12 protein-coding genes and 7 tRNA genes are annotated in these 17,456 nt (G+C 53.9%); 4 read left to right on the forward strand and 15 right to left on the reverse strand.

Annotated features, from left to right (window positions below):
• Positions 1 to 80: 80 nt before the first annotated feature.
• The 3 genes from ybeY to miaB form a co-directional block, all read right to left on the reverse strand.
• Positions 81 to 548, reverse strand: a complete 468-nt coding sequence (gene ybeY / locus N2K86_RS05990; protein ID WP_010428616.1) for an rRNA maturation RNase YbeY — start codon at positions 546 to 548, stop codon at positions 81 to 83.
• A complete protein-coding gene (locus N2K86_RS05995; protein WP_010428617.1) occupies positions 545 to 1,591 on the reverse strand; it encodes a PhoH family protein in 1,047 nt (348 codons plus the stop codon). Before N2K86_RS05995 ends, ybeY begins: the two co-directional genes overlap by 4 nt.
• A 152-nt stretch (positions 1,592 to 1,743) precedes the next feature.
• Positions 1,744 to 3,168 carry a tRNA (N6-isopentenyl adenosine(37)-C2)-methylthiotransferase MiaB gene (gene miaB, locus N2K86_RS06000; protein ID WP_260660822.1) on the reverse strand — a complete coding sequence of 475 codons (1,425 nt, stop codon included), beginning with the start codon at positions 3,166 to 3,168 and terminating at the stop codon, positions 1,744 to 1,746.
• A gap of 135 nt (positions 3,169 to 3,303) precedes the next feature.
• Between miaB and ubiF the strand changes: the two genes are divergently transcribed.
• Positions 3,304 to 4,479, forward strand: a complete 1,176-nt coding sequence (ubiF, locus tag N2K86_RS06005; RefSeq protein ID WP_260660823.1) for a 3-demethoxyubiquinol 3-hydroxylase — start codon at positions 3,304 to 3,306, stop codon at positions 4,477 to 4,479.
• Between the two features lie 117 nt (positions 4,480 to 4,596).
• Here ubiF and N2K86_RS06010 read toward each other — a convergent pair.
• The 12 genes from N2K86_RS06010 to nagB form a co-directional block, all read right to left on the reverse strand.
• Positions 4,597 to 4,671, reverse strand: a tRNA-Gln gene (locus N2K86_RS06010).
• 37 nt (positions 4,672 to 4,708) lie between these two features.
• Positions 4,709 to 4,783: transfer RNA gene (locus N2K86_RS06015), tRNA-Gln, on the reverse strand.
• Between the two features lie 44 nt (positions 4,784 to 4,827).
• Positions 4,828 to 4,904 (reverse strand) — tRNA-Met (locus N2K86_RS06020).
• Between the two features lie 17 nt (positions 4,905 to 4,921).
• A tRNA-Gln gene (locus N2K86_RS06025) sits at positions 4,922 to 4,996 on the reverse strand.
• Between the two features lie 32 nt (positions 4,997 to 5,028).
• Positions 5,029 to 5,103 (reverse strand) — tRNA-Gln (locus N2K86_RS06030).
• A gap of 23 nt (positions 5,104 to 5,126) precedes the next feature.
• Positions 5,127 to 5,211 (reverse strand) — tRNA-Leu (locus N2K86_RS06035).
• A gap of 8 nt (positions 5,212 to 5,219) precedes the next feature.
• Positions 5,220 to 5,296: transfer RNA gene (locus N2K86_RS06040), tRNA-Met, on the reverse strand.
• 223 nt (positions 5,297 to 5,519) lie between these two features.
• Complete coding sequence (gene asnB, locus N2K86_RS06045; RefSeq protein ID WP_260660824.1) at positions 5,520 to 7,184, reverse strand: asparagine synthase B; 1,665 nt, start codon at positions 7,182 to 7,184, stop codon at positions 5,520 to 5,522.
• A 249-nt stretch (positions 7,185 to 7,433) separates the two neighbouring features.
• Positions 7,434 to 8,186, reverse strand: coding sequence for a ribonucleotide monophosphatase NagD (nagD, locus tag N2K86_RS06050; protein ID WP_010428628.1), 753 nt, complete (start codon positions 8,184 to 8,186; stop codon positions 7,434 to 7,436).
• Between the two features lie 45 nt (positions 8,187 to 8,231).
• Entirely contained in the window at positions 8,232 to 9,452 is a 1,221-nt protein-coding gene (nagC, locus tag N2K86_RS06055; RefSeq protein WP_260660825.1) for a DNA-binding transcriptional regulator NagC, read from the reverse strand.
• 8 nt (positions 9,453 to 9,460) lie between these two features.
• The gene (nagA, locus tag N2K86_RS06060) at positions 9,461 to 10,609 is read right to left on the reverse strand and encodes an N-acetylglucosamine-6-phosphate deacetylase (protein WP_260660826.1); all 1,149 of its coding nucleotides are present in this window, start codon (positions 10,607 to 10,609) and stop codon (positions 9,461 to 9,463) included.
• Between the two features lie 56 nt (positions 10,610 to 10,665).
• Entirely contained in the window at positions 10,666 to 11,466 is an 801-nt protein-coding gene (nagB, locus tag N2K86_RS06065) for a glucosamine-6-phosphate deaminase (protein ID WP_010428635.1), read from the reverse strand.
• A 325-nt stretch (positions 11,467 to 11,791) separates the two neighbouring features.
• Between nagB and nagE the strand changes: the two genes are divergently transcribed.
• From nagE to chiP, 3 genes are all read left to right on the forward strand, one after another.
• Positions 11,792 to 13,747, forward strand: a complete 1,956-nt coding sequence (gene nagE, locus N2K86_RS06070) for a PTS N-acetyl glucosamine transporter subunit IIABC (protein ID WP_260660827.1) — start codon at positions 11,792 to 11,794, stop codon at positions 13,745 to 13,747.
• A 170-nt stretch (positions 13,748 to 13,917) separates the two neighbouring features.
• Positions 13,918 to 15,585, forward strand: coding sequence for a glutamine--tRNA ligase (glnS, locus tag N2K86_RS06075; protein WP_260660828.1), 1,668 nt, complete (start codon positions 13,918 to 13,920; stop codon positions 15,583 to 15,585).
• A gap of 445 nt (positions 15,586 to 16,030) precedes the next feature.
• A complete protein-coding gene (gene chiP, locus N2K86_RS06085) occupies positions 16,031 to 17,428 on the forward strand; it encodes a chitoporin ChiP (protein ID WP_260660829.1) in 1,398 nt (465 codons plus the stop codon).
• The last annotated feature ends 28 nt before the right edge of the window (positions 17,429 to 17,456 follow it).

The following is a 17,456-nucleotide window of genomic DNA, read 5'->3' on the forward strand; positions in this document are numbered from 1 at the left end:
TAAGGGTTCTCTTGTGAGTTCAATGTTTACCGCCGCGCGATGTCCTTACGCGGCGGCATGTTAGTCAGGCGCTAGACCGACTATTCTTTCTCGGCAATGTACGGATCCTCATAGCCCAGAGCAAGCATTATCTCTGTCTCGAGGGACTCCATCTCTTCCGCTTCGTCATCTTCAATGTGGTCATAGCCCAGCAGGTGCAGGCTGCCATGTACCACCATATGCGCCCAGTGGGCGTCGAGCGGCTTTTGTTGCTCTTTGGCTTCCTGCTCAACCACCTGACGGCAGATGATCAGATCGCCCAGCAGTGGCATCTCGATGCCCGGCGGCGCTTCGAACGGGAAAGAGAGCACGTTGGTTGGCTTATCTTTCCCGCGGTAGGTCAGGTTAAGCTCATGGCTTTCTGCTTCATCCACCAGGCGAATCGTGACTTCTGATTCTTCCTGAAACTGGGGGATAACCGCATCCAGCCATTTCTGAAACTGTGCCTCATCTGGCATGCCGGAATTGTCTTCACAGGCCAGCTGTAAATCGAGGATCACCTGACTCATTTCTGTTCTTGCTCCTGCGCTTCGCGCTTACGTTCCGCGGCCTGTTCGGCCCTGCGTTTTTGATCTGCCTCTTCCCAGGCTTCATAGGCGTTAACGATACGTGCGACCACCGGGTGGCGAACGACGTCTTCACTGTGGAAGAAGTTGAAGCTGATTTCATCGACCTCGGCCAGGACTTCAATGGCATGGCGCAGGCCAGATTTGGTGCTGCGCGGCAGGTCGATCTGGGTGACGTCACCGGTAATAACCGCTTTCGAGTTAAAGCCGATACGCGTCAGGAACATCTTCATCTGTTCGATGGTGGTGTTCTGGCTCTCATCAAGAATGATGAACGCGTCGTTAAGCGTACGGCCGCGCATGTAGGCCAGCGGCGCAACTTCAATCACGTTACGCTCAATCAGCTTTTCAACTTTCTCAAAGCCTAACATCTCGAACAGCGCGTCATAAAGCGGACGCAGGTAAGGGTCCACTTTCTGACTTAAATCGCCCGGCAGAAAGCCCAGTTTTTCACCCGCTTCAACGGCTGGGCGGGTCAGCAGAATACGACGGATATCCTGACGCTCCAGTGCATCCACTGCAGCGGCAACGGCGAGATAGGTTTTACCCGTACCTGCCGGGCCCACGCCGAAGGTGATGTCGTGGTCGAGGATATTGGCGATATACTGCGCCTGATTCGGCGTACGTGGCTTGATGACGCCGCGTTTAGTCTTGATGTTGATCGCCTTACCGTAGTCCGGCACGCTTTCAGCGCTTTGCTCAAGCACGCGTGCCTCTTTAATGGCGAGGTGAATTTGTTCCGGTTCGATGTCCTGAATCTCGCCACGCATTGGGGCGGTATCGACATACAGGCTGCGCAGAATATCCGCAGCCGCGTTGACGCAGATAGGGCGTCCGGTGAGTTTGAAATGGTTATCGCGACGATTGATTTCGATACCCAGACGTCGTTCCAGTTGTTTGATGTTGTCATCAAACGGCCCGCACAGGCTCAGCAGGCGAGCGTTGTCTGCGGGCTCAAGGCTAATTTCACGCGTGTCTATATTCAAACCGTTCCTCTTTGAGTGTTTTGTAGGCATGGCGACATAAAACTGTCATTACCGAAAGTATTCACGCCTTAGAATAAAGGCGCAAGCATTGCTATGCATATTGGGACGACGAGAGGAATTACAAGGCCTGCCGGAAAGGCAGGCCTGAAGGATTACGGCTGGTAAATACCCACGCCAGAATCGTTAACTTTGCGGGTGCGAGAGATAACGGATTCCGGAGATTCAGCAATTCGCAGGCCCATTTCGTCTTCAGTACGTACCAGCTTCGCGCGAAGCGAGTTGGTCAGCACGTCGACAATTTCGACGTCCACGAATTTACCGATCAGATCCGGCGTGCCTTCAAAGTTCACCACGCGGTTGTTCTCGGTACGACCGGACAGCTCCATGATGCTCTTGCGCGAGGTACCTTCCACCAGAATGCGCTGAACGGTCCCGAGCATGCGACGGCTCCAGGCGTTGGCCTGCTGGTTAATGCGCTCCTGCAGAATATACAGACGCTGTTTTTTCTCTTCTTCCGGCACATCGTCAACCATATCGGCCGCCGGTGTACCAGGACGTGCAGAGAAGATGAAGCTGTAGCTGACGTCAAAATTCACCTCACCGATGAGCTTCATGGTGCGCTCGAAGTCATCGGTGGTTTCGCCAGGGAAGCCAACGATAAAGTCGGAGCTGATCTGGATATCCGGACGCGCGGCAAGCAGCTTACGAATGGTGGATTTATACTCCAGCACCGTATGTGGACGGCCCATCAGGTTCAGCACGCGGTCAGAGCCACACTGAATCGGCAGGTGCAGGAAGCTCACGAGCTCAGGTGTGTCGCGATAAACGTCAATGATGTCGTCGGTGAACTCCATCGGATGGCTGGTGGTAAAGCGAATGCGGTCGATACCGTCAATCGCGGCCACCAGGCGCAGCAGCTCGGCAAAGCTGCCGGTGGTGCCGTCGTAGTTCTCACCGCGCCAGGCGTTAACGTTCTGGCCCAGCAGGTTCACTTCGCGAACGCCCTGTGCGGCAAGCTGCGCGATTTCAAACAGAATATCGTCTGCCGGACGGCTGACCTCTTCACCGCGGGTGTAGGGCACCACGCAGTAAGTACAATATTTGTTGCAGCCTTCCATGATGGAGACGAAGGCAGTCGGGCCATCAGCGCGCGGCTCTGGCAGACGGTCAAATTTTTCGATCTCCGGGAAGCTGACGTCAACGACCGGGCTGCGATTGCCGCGCACCTTGTTGATCATCTCTGGCAGGCGGTGCAGGGTCTGTGGGCCAAAGACAATATCCACATACGGCGCTCTCTGGCGGATCAGCTTACCTTCCTGCGACGCGACGCAGCCGCCCACGCCGATGATCAGGTCCGGATTTTTTCGCTTGAGAAGCTTCCAGCGGCCTAATACGTGAAAGACTTTTTCCTGCGCTTTTTCACGAATGGAACAGGTGTTCAGCAGCAGCACATCGGCTTCTTTCGCATTTTCAGTCAGCTGGTATCCGTGGGTGGTATCCAGCAGATCGGCCATCTTGGATGAATCGTATTCGTTCATCTGACAGCCCCAGGTTTTTATATGGAGTTTTTTAGTCATCGACTTGCTCAGCTCAGGATTGCAAGCCGCGTATTGTAATGCTTTGGTGGGGTTGTGACCAGTATGAAGGTTGTGTGTCTCAGGACCGCAAAAATCCGGTAAACTTAAGGGATTCTCCAATAAGGAAAATTGACCATGACACTCCTACACACCGAAGTTGCCGTTGTCGGCGGCGGTATGGTCGGCGGCGCGCTGGCGCTGGGGCTGGCGCAGCAGGGATTTGACGTAACGGTAATTGAACAGGCTGCTCCGCCAGCCTTCGATCCCGCCAGCAAACCGGACGTGCGCATTTCCGCGATCAGCGCGGCGTCCGTCGATCTGCTGCGCGGCCTGGGCGTCTGGGAGGCGGTGCAGGCGATGCGCGCGCACCCTTACAGCCGCCTCGAAACCTGGGAGTGGGAAAATGCCCACGTCGCGTTTGATGCCGCTGAGCTGAAGCTGCCGCGCCTGGGGTATATGGTGGAAAACAACGTGCTCCAGCTCGCGCTCTGGCAGGCACTGGAGGCGCATCCAAAGGTGACGCTGCGTGTTCCTGCCTCGCTCAAGGCACTGCATCGCCACGAAAATGGCTATCTCCTGACGCTGGATAATGAGGACGAGCTGGCCGTGAAGCTGGTTGTGGGCGCGGATGGCGCTAATTCACAGGTCAGACAGATGGCGGGGATTGGGATCCATGCCTGGCAATATCAGCAATCCTGCATGCTAATCACCGTCCAGTGTGAGAATGCGCCGGGCGAAAGCACCTGGCAACATTTTACGCCAAACGGTCCTCATGCTTTTCTACCGCTGTTTGATAACTGGGCATCGCTGGTGTGGTACGACAAACCAGCGCGCATTCGCCAGCTGCAGGGGCTGAGTATGGAACAGCTGCAGCGTGAAATTCTGCTGCACTTCCCGAGCCGCTTAGGTCACGTCACGCCGGTTGCGGCTGGCGCATTCCCGCTCACGCGCCGTCACGCTTTACAGTATTCCCGTGAAGGGCTGGCGCTGGTGGGGGATGCGGCACACACCATTCATCCGCTGGCCGGGCAGGGCGTGAACCTGGGATATCGTGACGTCGATGCATTACTGGATGTCCTCGGCAGCGCCCGAGGACACGCGGAAGACTGGGCCAGCCATCAGGTGCTGAAGCGTTATCAGACGCGCCGTATGGCGGATAACTTCATCATGCAGTCGGGGATGGATCTGTTCTACGCCGGGTTCAGCAACGACCTGGGGCCGGTGCGCATTTTGCGTAATATTGGATTGATGGCGGCGGAACGCGCCGGTGGTCTGAAGCGTCAGGCGCTGAAATATGCCTTAGGACTTTAATCTTTGCTCCGACTATTCCCTCGCCCCTTTGGGGAGAGGGTTAGGGTGAGGGGGAATCAGGCCGCACAGACAACAAAAACAAAAAAGCCCGCAGAGCGGGCTTTTTTGTTACTTAAGTGGCTGGGGTGCAGGGATTCGAACCCCGGAATGCTGGTATCAGAAACCAGAGCCTTACCGCTTGGCGACACCCCAATTGCGTTAAACAGACTGCTTAACGACTTTTTTAAATTGGCTGGGGTACGAGGATTCGAACCTCGGAATGCTGGTATCAGAAACCAGAGCCTTACCGCTTGGCGATACCCCAACAATTTTTTCTAGTCTATCGAATAACTCGACAGATTACTAATTTGGTGGCTACGACGGGATTCGAACCTGTGACCCCATCATTATGAGTGATGTGCTCTAACCAACTGAGCTACGTAGCCAGTACTGCAATCTTCGATGGCTGGGGTACCTGGATTCGAACCAGGGAATGCCGGTATCAAAAACCGGTGCCTTACCGCTTGGCGATACCCCAATACCGCGGAGAACCGCAAAATCGAAGAAATATGGCTGGGGTACCTGGATTCGAACCAGGGAATGCCGGTATCAAAAACCGGTGCCTTACCGCTTGGCGATACCCCATCCGTGCAACGCTTACCCGGGAATGGTGCGGGAGGCGAGACTTGAACTCGCACACCTTGCGGCGCCAGAACCTAAATCTGGTGCGTCTACCAATTTCGCCACTCCCGCAAAAAAGATGGTGGCTACGACGGGATTCGAACCTGTGACCCCATCATTATGAGTGATGTGCTCTAACCAACTGAGCTACGTAGCCATCTTTTTTCGCGTTACCTTATCGGCGTTGCGGGGCGCATTATGCGTATAGACCCTTGCAGCGTCAACACCTTTTTCAACGAAAATAGCCTGAATGTGATTGTTTGGTTAGGTTGCGAACAGCGTGGCCGAATATTCGGCAATTATTGGTTATTAATCGGTTTTAGCAGGCGAAAACTGGGGAAAAAAATCAGGCCCCGGAGGGCCTGATGTCTTCATATTGATTATTTGTAGGCAGACTGGTGAACGCCGACCGCACGCCCTGACGGATCGTTCATGGATTTGAACGATTCATCCCATTCAATCGCTTTGGCAGACGAGCAGGCGACGGAAGGGCCACCCGGTACACATTCGGCAGCGCTCGGTACCGGGAACAACTCTTCGAAAATTTCACGGTACAGATACGCCTCTTTCGAGCCCGGCGTGTTGTACGGGAAACGGAAGCTCGCGGTTTCGAGCTGTTGATCGGTAACCTGTTTCGCCGCCACCTCTTTCAGGGTGTCGATCCAGCTGTAACCGACGCCATCAGAGAACTGCTCTTTCTGACGCCACGCCACGCTCGCTGGCAGATAGGATTCAAAACATTCGCGCAGGATATGTTTTTCCATTTTGCCGTTGCCGCACATTTTGTCCTGAGGGTTAATGCGCATCGCCACGTCGAGGAATTTCTTATCCAGGAACGGCACGCGCGCTTCCACGCCCCAGGCGGACATCGCTTTGTTGGCTCGCGCGCAGTCAAACATATGCAGCGCCTGCAGCTTACGCACGGTCTCTTCGTGCAGCTCTTTGGCGTTCGGCGCTTTGTGGAAGTACAGGTAGCCGCCAAATACTTCGTCAGAACCTTCACCAGACAGCACCATTTTAATGCCCATCGCTTTGATCTTACGCGACATCAGATACATCGGCGTAGACGCGCGGATCGTTGTGACGTCATAAGTTTCAATGTGATAGATCACATCGCGGATCGCATCCAGACCTTCCTGCACGGTGAAGTGAATTTCATGGTGCACGGTGCCGAGGTGGTTCGCCACTTCCTGCGCGGCCTTCAGGTCAGGAGCCCCTTCCAGGCCCACAGCGAAGGAGTGCAGCTGTGGCCACCAGGCTTCAGAACGTTCCTGATCTTCAACACGACGCGCGGCGAACTTCTTGGTGATCGCGGAGATCACGGAAGAGTCCAGGCCGCCGGAGAGCAGTACGCCGTAAGGCACGTCTGACATCAGGTGGCTTTTTACGGAATCTTCCAGCGCCTGACGCAGCTCGGCTTTGTCCGTGACGTTGTCTTTTACCGCATCATAATCGAACCAGTCACGCTGGTAGTAAGGACGGATCTCGCCGTCTTTGCTCCACAGGTAGCTGCCTGCCGGAAACTCTTTGATGGTGCGGCAGACCGGCACCAGGGCTTTCATTTCAGAGGCTACGTAGAAGTTGCCGTGCTCATCGTGGCCCATGTACAGCGGGATAATACCAATATGGTCGCGGCCAATCAGATAAGCGTCTTTTTCGCTGTCGTACAGCGCGAAGGCAAACATGCCCTGCAGGTCGTCCAGGAACTCCGGGCCTTTTTCCTGATACAGCGCCAGGATCACTTCACAGTCGGAACCGGTCTGGAACGCGTAGCGATCGCCGTATTCGGCACGCAGCGCCTGATGGTTGTAGATTTCACCGTTTACCGCCAGCGCGTGCGTTTTTTTCTCGTTATACAGCGGCTGAGCACCGGCGTTGACGTCAACAATGGACAGACGTTCGTGAGCCAGAATCGCTTTATCGCTGGCGTAGACGCCTGACCAGTCCGGGCCGCGATGGCGCATCAGGCGGGACAGTTCGAGTGCTTTTTTACGCAGTTCGCCTGCGTCAGTTTTAATATCCAGTACGCCAAAAATTGAACACATAACCTTCTCCGTTAACCCTGTTGCTTTGTAATGTTGCTTGCTTATGAAAATGCCGCAAAGGGGCAGGGCGCGCAAGCGTTTTACCGGGGGAAACGCAAATAGCGCAATGGTGATTGCAGAATGTTGAAAAAAGCGTACGGCTAACGCACTTTTATTGAGGATTATTCAATAGAAGACGTTTTTTATTAGATAGTGCTTCGTTTTTGTGAGCCAGAAATGAAAAACCACGCCCTGAGGCGTGGTTGGGTGTCAGATAATGTCGATTTCATCGACGGAGGGGTAAATCCAGCTTGGCCGGAACGGCATCGCGTCAATGTCATCAAGTTGAGAGACGCCAGAAAGCACCAGGATGGTCTCAAGACCCGCCTGGAAACCGGCCAGAATATCGGTGCGCAGGTTATCGCCGACAATCACTGTTTCTTCCGAGTGGGCCTGCATCTTGTTCAGCGCGGCACGAATGATCCACGGGCTCGGTTTACCGACCACAAACGGCTGACGACCGGAGATTTTTTCGATACCGGCGCACAGCGCGCCGCAGGCCGGATAAAAACCACGGCCGTGCGTATCCGGGTTGGTGGCGATAAAGCGCGCGCCGCTGGCGACAAAGTATGCAGCTTTATGCATCATCTCCCAGTTAAAGGAGCGCGTTTCGCCGACAATCACAAAGTCCGGGTTCACATCGGTAATGGTAAAGCCTGCTTTATACAGCTCGTGGATCAGCGCGCCTTCACCGACGACATAGGCCTTTTTTCCTTCCTGACGCTTCAGAAAATCAGCGGTTGCCATCGCGGAGGTATAAAACACGCTGTCCGGCACGTTGACGCCCGCCGTGGCAAAGCGGTTTGCCAGATCCTGACCGGTTTGGGAAGGGTAGTTCGTGAGAAGAACCAGTGGCATTCCTTTGTCGATGATGCGGTGAAGAAACTCCGCAGCACCCGGCACGGCAACGTTGTCGTGCATCAGCACGCCGTCGATATCACAAATTACATTCTTAATGGTCATGGACTATCCGACATCAAAAAAAGAAGGCGTTACTATAAGTCCCGATCAACTTTCCAGCAAATGCTGGAGCAGGATCCCGTTGAGCATGGCGCGTTTTACCAGGGCAAACGCACCAATTGCGGAGCGGTGATCCAATGTAGATCGCACTACCGGTAAATTCTGACGAAACGCTTTCAGCGCCTGGGTATTGATGCAACCTTCAATGGCGGGCAGTAAGACTTTTTCGGCTTCGACGATTTCTCCGGCAATCACTACTTTTTGCGGGTTAAACAGGTTGATAGCAATGGCGATGGTTTTGCCAAGATGGCGTCCAACCTGCTCGATCACTTCGCAGGCCAGCGCATCGCCTTTATTGGCGGCTTTGCAGATGGCGCCGATCTTACAATCGTTCAGCGTTACACGGCTTTGATAGCCCTGTTCCAGCAGATGGCGAACGCGATGCTCGATGGCGGCGTTGGCGGCAACCGTTTCAAGGCAGCCGAAGTTGCCGCAGTGGCAGCGCTCGCCGAGCGGTTCAACCTGAATGTGACCAATCTCGCCGACGTTGCCGTTGCGACCGATAAAAATGCGGCCATTCGAGATAATGCCTGCACCCGTCCCCCGGTGTACGCGCACCAGAATAGAGTCTTCGCAGTCCTGGCTCGCACCAAAGTAGTGCTCAGCCAGCGCCAGCGAGCGAATATCATGACCCACAAAGCAGGTGACTTTAAAGCGCTTTTCCAGTGCGTCTACCAGCCCCCAGTTCTCAACCTGGATATGCGGCATATAGCGAATCACGCCGCTTTCCGGGTCGACAAGACCGGGCAGGATCACTGAGATAGCGATAAGTTCGCGGATCTTACGCTGACAGCTCTCAATAAAGTGCGCGATGGTATTCAGCAGCGCGTGTTCCAGCGTCTCCTGGGTGCGCTCCGGAAGCGGGTAGTGCTCTTCCGCAATGGCTTTGCTGCTCAGATCGTAAAGCGTAAGGGTGGTGTCATGACGACCAAGACGCACGCCAATCGCCTGGAAATTACGGGTTTCGGTAATAATGGAGATGGCGCGGCGGCCCCCGGTGGAGGCCTGCTGATCGACTTCTTTGATCAAACCGCGCTCAATGAGCTGGCGGGTAATTTTTGTCACGCTGGCAGGAGCAAGCTGGCTTTGTTCGGCTATCTGAATTCGAGAGATTGGCCCGTGTTGGTCAATCAGGCGATATACCGCCGCGCTGTTAAGTTGTTTAACGAGATCGACATTACCGATTTGAGCTTGTCCGCCTGGTGTCATACTTTTACTTACTCAGTGACGACCTCGTTACCATTAACGATGGTCTTAATAATTTTATAATCGTGTGTGAACGCCGTCAGGTTTGCAACCATACCCGGTGCAATTCCGCCAAGCTGTTTATCCACGCCGATAGCGCGCGCAGGATAAAGGGTTGCCATACGCAGCACTTCATCAAGCGCAATGCCGCAATGCTCAACCAGGTTACGTACCCCTTCAATCATGGTCAGGGCAGAACCGCTCAGCGTGCCGTTTTCGTCCACACAGAGTCCATTGCGGTAGTATATTGTTTTACCAGCAAAAATGAACTGCTCAATATTTGCCCCTGCTGGCGCTGTGGCATCGGTCACCAGACACAGCTTGTCGCCTTTCAGGCGTTTGGCGTTGCGAATGTTGGTGAAATCGACGTGCAGGCCGTCTGCGATGATGCCGCAGTAGACGTCTGGCTCATCCAGAATTGCGCCAACCAGCCCCGGCTCGCGGCCGGTAATGTACGGCATTGCGTTGTACAGATGCGTCGCAAAAGTAATACCTGCGCGGAAACCGGCTTTCGCTTCTTTCTGCGTGGCGTTTGAGTGACCCGCTGACACCACGATCCCGGCGGCAGCCAGTTTGCTGATAACGTCAGTACCGGTCATTTCAGGTGCCAGCGTCACTTTGGTGATGACATCGGCGTTAGCACACATGTAGTCGACCAGCTCAGCGTCCGGTTTGCGGACGTAGTCCGGGTTATGCGTACCTTTCTTAACTATGTTCAGCCACGGTCCTTCAAGGTGCAGGCCCAGCGCCTGATTAGGGTGTTTGGCCAGGTATTCACGCATCACGCGGATACCCTGCTTCATGAGGTCATCGCTGCTGGTGATAAGCGTAGGCAGATAGCTGGTGCAGCCCGATCTCTCGTTGGCTTTCTGCATGATTTCCAGCGTTTCAACCGTCACCGCGTCCGCAGTGTCATTAAACTGCACACCGCCGCAGCCGTTAAGCTGTACGTCGATGAAACCGGGGGAGAGCGTTGCTCCATTGAGTGAGCGCTGTTCAATCTCCGGCGGCAGCTCGGCCAGCGGGCAAACACGTTCAATCAGGCCATTCGCGATAACAATCGCGTGGTCATCCAGAATTTCATGGCCGGTATAAATCCGACCGTGGGTTAAAGCGTACATAACGACCCCCGGTTTTAAAAAAGCGACCGCCCCTGCAGACAGTGGCGGTTATTCAATTACAGACCTTTGATGTTTTCTGCTTCTAACTCGTTAAAGTATTTCAGCGTTTTAACCTTCAGTTCCATGGTGGACGGTTCGTCACACACGACAACAGCTTTAGGATGCAGCTGCAGGCAGCTAATGGTCCACATGTGGTTAACGTTGCCTTCAACGGCCGCCTGAAGGGCCTGCGCCTTCACGCCGCCCAGTACCAGAATCATGACTTCTTCGGCATCCAGCAGGGTGCCTACGCCAACGGTCAGGGCGTATTTCGGAACCTGGTTCACGTCGCCGTCAAAGAAACGGGAGTTTGCCACGCGGGTGTCATGGGTCAGCGTTTTAATACGGGTACGGGAAGCCAGAGAAGACGCTGGTTCGTTGAATGCGATATGGCCATCGTTGCCCACGCCACCCATGAACAGGTGGATTTTACCGTAAGAACGGATTTTTTCTTCGTACTGACGGCATTCTGCGTCAATATCAGGCGCATTTCCATTTAGCAGGTTAATATTTTCAGCAGGGATATCAACGTGATCAAAGAAATTGCGGTGCATGAAGCTATGGTAGCTTTCCGGATGTTCCTTTGGCAGGCCAACATATTCGTCCATGTTGAACGTCACAACATGCTTAAAGCTAACCTGGCCCGCTTTGTGCATTTCAACCAGAGCTTTATATGCAGTCAGCGGCGTGCCGCCGGTTGGAAGGCCAAGAACGAAAGGACGATCGGCGGTAGGTTTGAACGCATTGATGCGGTTAACGATATGGCGTGCAGCCCATTTTCCGACTTGTTCAGCTGTTGCCAGGGGAATCAGTCTCATTATTCACCTCTAAAGTTTAAGTAAAAGTGGGCGGATGATTAGTGCAACCTGAACTAAGCGTAACCTGGAACCTTTCAGGCCGGATCCATCCGTCTTGATTTTTTGAATGATAAAATAAGTTTTCGCTGTTAGCCAGTGAAAGGGAGGGTTCAATACGATATTTGGTGACAATAATCACAAAAAATAGGTGTTTAATTTGCGATACGAATTAATTTTTCACACACTCACACTGCCAGTGAATCATCAACTGTATCTATCGTTCGTGACACAATAAAAACATAGTTTATGCGCGAGTCTTAACAAAGGGTCTCGTAGGGGGAATAGGATGAATATTTTAGGTTTTTTCCAGCGCCTCGGTAGGGCTTTGCAGCTCCCTATCGCCGTGCTACCGGTTGCAGCGCTGCTGCTGCGATTCGGGCAACCCGATCTTCTTAACGTGCCGTTTATTGCCCAGGCAGGCGGCGCAATTTTTGACAACCTGGCGCTGATTTTCGCCATCGGCGTGGCGTCAAGCTGGTCAAAAGACAGTGCTGGTGCTGCGGCACTGGCAGGGGCTGTGGGTTACTTTATCCTCACGAAAGCGATGGTCACCATCAACCCTGAAATCAACATGGGTGTCCTGGCGGGTATCATTACCGGTCTGGTCGGTGGTGCGGTATATAACCGCTGGGCGAACATTAAGCTGCCAGACTTCCTGAGCTTCTTCGGTGGCAAACGTTTTGTGCCGATTGCGACGGGCTTTTTCTGTCTGGTTCTGGCCGCCATCTTTGGTTACGTTTGGCCGCCGGTGCAGCATGCTATCCATGCGGGCGGCGAGTGGATCGTGTCTGCGGGCGCAATGGGGGCGGGCATCTTCGGTTTCATCAACCGTCTGCTGATCCCAACCGGCCTGCATCAGGTACTGAACACCATCGCCTGGTTCCAGATTGGTGAGTTCACCAACGCGGCAGGTGCGGTATTCCACGGTGATATCAACCGCTTCTATGCGGGGGACGGCACCGCGGGCATGTTCATGTCCGGTTTCTTCCCAATCATGATGTTTGGTCTGCCGGGCGCGGCGCTGGCAATGTACCTGGCTGCGCCGAAAGCGCGCCGTCCAATGGTTGGCGGTATGCTGTTGTCTGTTGCGATTACCGCTTTCCTGACTGGCGTAACTGAGCCGCTGGAATTCCTGTTCATGTTCCTGGCTCCGCTGCTGTACCTGATGCACGCGGTGCTTACCGGTATCAGCCTGTTTGTTGCCACTCTTCTGGGTATCCACGCTGGCTTCTCTTTCTCCGCAGGCGCAATCGACTATGTGTTGATGTACAACCTGCCGGCGGCAAGCAGCAACGTCTGGATGCTGATGGTGATGGGCCTGATCTTCTTCGTTATCTACTTCGTGCTGTTCACTGCGGTTATTCGTATGTTTAACCTCAAAACGCCGGGTCGCGAAGATGCTACAGATGACGTGGTTACCAGCGAAGCCAATAGCAATACCGAAGAAGGTCTGACCCAGCTGGCGACCAGCTATATTGCCGCTGTTGGCGGGACAGACAACCTGAAAGCCATCGATGCGTGTATTACTCGTCTGCGTCTCACCGTGGGTGACTCCGCGCAGGTAAGCGATGCGATGTGTAAGCGCCTGGGTGCATCGGGCGTGGTAAAACTGAACAAACAAACTATCCAGGTCATCGTGGGTGCCAAAGCGGAATCCATCGGTGACGAAATGAAGAAAGTGGTAGCCCGTGGCCCGGTAGCGGCGGCATCAGCCGACAGCGCTCCTGCGACGACGGCTGCTGCCCCGGTCGCGAAGCCGCAAGCGGTTCCTAACGCAGTGACGGTTGCTGCGCTGGTTTCTCCGATCACCGGTGATGTGGTAGACCTTGAGCAGGTCCCTGACGAAGCGTTCGCCAGTAAAGCGGTGGGTGATGGCGTAGCCGTGAAGCCAACGGACAAAACCGTTGTGTCTCCTGCAGCCGGTACTATCGTGAAAATCTTCAACACTAACCACGCGTTCTGCCTCGAAACTGAAAAAGGCGCGGAGATCGTTGTCCACATGGGTATCGATACCGTTGCGCTGAACGGCCAGGGCTTTACTCGCCTGGTGGAAGAGGGCGCTGAAGTGGTGGCAGGCCAGCCGATTCTGGAAATGGATCTGGACTTCCTGAACGCCAATGCGCGCTCCATGATAAGCCCAGTGGTGTGCAGCAACATCGACGACTTCAGCGGTCTGGTTCTGCAGGCGAAAGGTCAGGTGGTTGCGGGCCAAACGCCACTGTATGAGATTAAAGGCAAGTAATCGCTCCTGAGTAGAGTCATGCCTTAAGCGGCGGGGGGTATCCTCCGCCGCTTTTTTTTTGCAGCAAATGCCCCCATTATTTTCTCAAGAGACGTTTTAAGGGTTGTCACTACGTCCGGGTTATAAGATCATATGCCGTTATACGTTGTTTACGCTTTGAGGAATCCACGATGAGTGAGGCAGAAGCCCGCCCGAGTAACTTTATTCGTCAGATCATCGATGAAGATCTGGCCAGTGGTAAGCACACCACAATTCATACCCGCTTCCCGCCGGAGCCGAACGGCTACCTGCATATTGGGCATGCAAAATCTATCTGCCTGAACTTTGGTATTGCGCAAGACTATCAGGGCCAGTGCAATCTGCGTTTCGATGACACTAACCCAGTAAAAGAAGACATCGAATACGTTGAGTCCATCAAGAACGACGTGCAATGGCTGGGTTTCAGCTGGTCTGGCGATATCTGCTACTCCTCTGACTATTTCGATCAGCTGTACGCTTACGCGGTTGAACTGATCGGCAAAGGTCTGGCGTACGTTGACGAACTGTCTGCAGATGAGATCCGTGAGTACCGCGGTACGCTGACCGCGCCGGGCAAAAACAGCCCATACCGCGATCGCAGCGTGGAAGAGAACCTGGCGCTGTTTGAAAAAATGCGTGCCGGTGGCTTCGAAGAAGGCAAAGCGTGTCTGCGTGCCAAAATCGACATGGCGTCTCCGTTCATCGTGATGCGCGATCCGGTGCTGTACCGCATCAAGTTTGCGGAACACCACCAGACCGGTAACAAGTGGTGCATCTACCCGATGTACGACTTCACCCACTGCATCAGCGATGCGCTGGAAGGCATTACGCACTCTCTGTGTACGCTGGAGTTCCAGGACAACCGTCGTCTGTACGACTGGGTGTTGGATAACATCACCATTCCTGTGCATCCGCGTCAGTACGAGTTCTCTCGTCTGAACCTGGAATACACCGTGATGTCCAAGCGTAAGCTGAACCTGCTGGTGACCGACAAGCACGTTGAAGGCTGGGATGACCCGCGTATGCCGACCATCTCCGGTCTGCGCCGTCGTGGTTATACCTCCGCGTCTATCCGCGAGTTCTGCAAACGTATTGGTGTCACCAAACAGGACAACACCATTGAGATCGCATCTCTGGAGTCCTGCATTCGCGAAGACCTGAACGAAAACGCTCCGCGCGCGATGGCGGTGATCGACCCGGTTAAACTGGTTATCGAAAACTACCCGCAGGGCGAGAGCGAGCTGGTGTCTATGCCTAACCATCCGAGCAAGCCGGAGATGGGCACCCGCGACGTGCCGTTCAGCGGCGAGATCTGGATCGATCGTGCTGACTTCCGCGAAGAAGCGAACAAGCAGTACAAGCGTCTGGTGCTGGGTAAAGAAGTCCGTCTGCGTAATGCGTACGTGATTAAAGCTGAGCGCGTTGAGAAAGATGCAGAAGGTAACATCACCACCATCTTCTGTTCTTACGATGCAGAAACGCTGAGTAAAGATCCTGCTGATGGTCGTAAGGTGAAGGGCGTTATTCACTGGGTGAGCGCGACGCATGCGCTGCCTGTCGAAATCCGCCTGTACGACCGTCTCTTCAGCGTGCCTAACCCAGGCGCGGCTGAAGATTTCCTGGCGACCATTAACCCGGAATCACTCGTTATCAGGCAGGGTTACGCTGAGCCGTCCCTGAAAGCGGCTGAAGCGGGTAAAGCGTTCCAGTTCGAGCGTGAAGGTTACTTCTGCCTGGACAGCCGTTATAGCACCGCAGAAAAACCGGTATTTAACCGTACCGTCGGCCTGCGTGACACCTGGGCTAAGATCGGCGAATAATATTGCTGCTCTGGTCAAGGAGAGACAAACGCCGCTTATTGCGGCGTTTTTTTTATTTATGATCATGGTATTAAGCCAGGGCTTAAAGATAAGCCGCTAAAATATTAGGTCAATGTGGTGCTACTTATTTTTCTAAAAAAAGTTTGTACTTCTCCGAAATACAAAAAGGATGAAAAATAAACAGTAAGTGCCTGCGCTACCCGCTGAAATTTCTGATATTTCCCCGCCAATCCTCGCTCTCCTCTAAATGTTACAAAGCACTACGAATTATGTGCACTTCGTCATAATCCTGACTTTTGCCCACGGAAAAGCATTGATAATTCGCGTCGCGAAAAATAACCTAAAGGCGGTAGTTAATTCGAGGGTATTTCTAACTACCCCTGACCTTTTGGTCTTTTATATTTTCGCCGTTGAGGCGTTTTAATTCGTCAAAGAGGAATAATCTATGCGTACGTTCAGTGGCAAACGTAGTGCGCTGGCGCTGGCTATCGCCGGTGTGACAGCAATATCGGGCCTGGTGGTAGCACCAGAGGCAAAGGCCGCGGGTTTCATCGAAGATTCTACCCTCACGGGCGGTATTTATTACTGGCAGCGTGAGCGTGACCGTAAAGACGTCACTGAAGACAAATACAAAACCAACCTTTCTCACTCCACCTGGAACGCTAACCTGGACTTCCAGTCAGGCTATGCCGCGGATATGTTCGGTCTGGATATTGCTGCCTTCACCGCCATTGAAATGGCTGAAAACGGCGACAGCGGACACCCGAACGAAATCGCCTTCTCCTCCAGTAACAAAGCGTATAAAGAAGACTGGTCTGGCGATAAAAGCGGTGTCAGCCTGTACAAGGCAGCAGCGAAATTCAAATACGGCCCGGTGTGGGCACGTGGGGGCTATATTCAGCCAACCGGTCAAACACTGTTAGCGCCGCACTGGAGCTTTATGCCGGGTACCTACCAGGGCGCGGAGGCCGGGGCTAACTTTGACTACGGCGATGCGGGTGCGCTGAGCTTCTCCTATATGTGGACCAACGAGTACAAAGCACCGTGGCACATTGAGATGGACAAGTTCTACCAGAACGATAAGAAAACCAAAGTCGATTACCTCCACTCGCTGGGCGCGAAATACGACTTCAAAAACGATCTGGTCCTGGAAGCTGCATTTGGTCAGGCGGAAGGTTATATCGATCAGTATTTTGCTAAAGCCAGCTACAAATTTGATATTGCAGGCAGCCCGCTGAGCACCAGCTACCAGTTCTACGGCACGCGCGATAAAGCCAGCAATGGCACCGTTAACGATATCTATGACGGCACTGCATGGCTGCAGGCGCTGACCTTCGGCTACAAAGTGGGCCAGGTTGATTTACGTCTGGAAGGGACATGGGTGAAGGCTGAAGGGCAGCAGGGCTATTTCCTGCAGCGTATGACGCCAACCTATGCGTCCTCAAATGGTCGTCTCGATATCTGGTGGGATAACCGCTCTGACTTCAACGCCGACGGCGAAAAAGCCGTGTTCTTCGGTGCAATGTATGACCTGAAAAACTGGAACCTGCCGGGTTGGGCTGTGGGGGCATCTTACGCTTACGCCTGGGACGCAAAACCTGCAGATATGGCGACACCGGACGCGTACTACGATCCAAACTATCGTCTGAAAGAGTCTTCTTACAGCCTGGATGCGATCTACACCCTGCAGGATGGACGTGCAAAAGGGACGATGTTCAAACTGCACTTCACGCAGTATGACAACCACTCCGATATCCCGAGCTACGCGGGCGGTTACGGCAACATCTTCCAGGATGAACGTGACGTGAAATTCATGGTCATCGCGCCATTCACTATCTTCTGATGAACACACCGGTGGGCAATGTCCCGCC

It is taken from the genome of Enterobacter mori (genome assembly GCF_025244905.1).
Taxonomy (GTDB): Bacteria; Pseudomonadota; Gammaproteobacteria; order Enterobacterales; family Enterobacteriaceae; genus Enterobacter; species Enterobacter mori_A.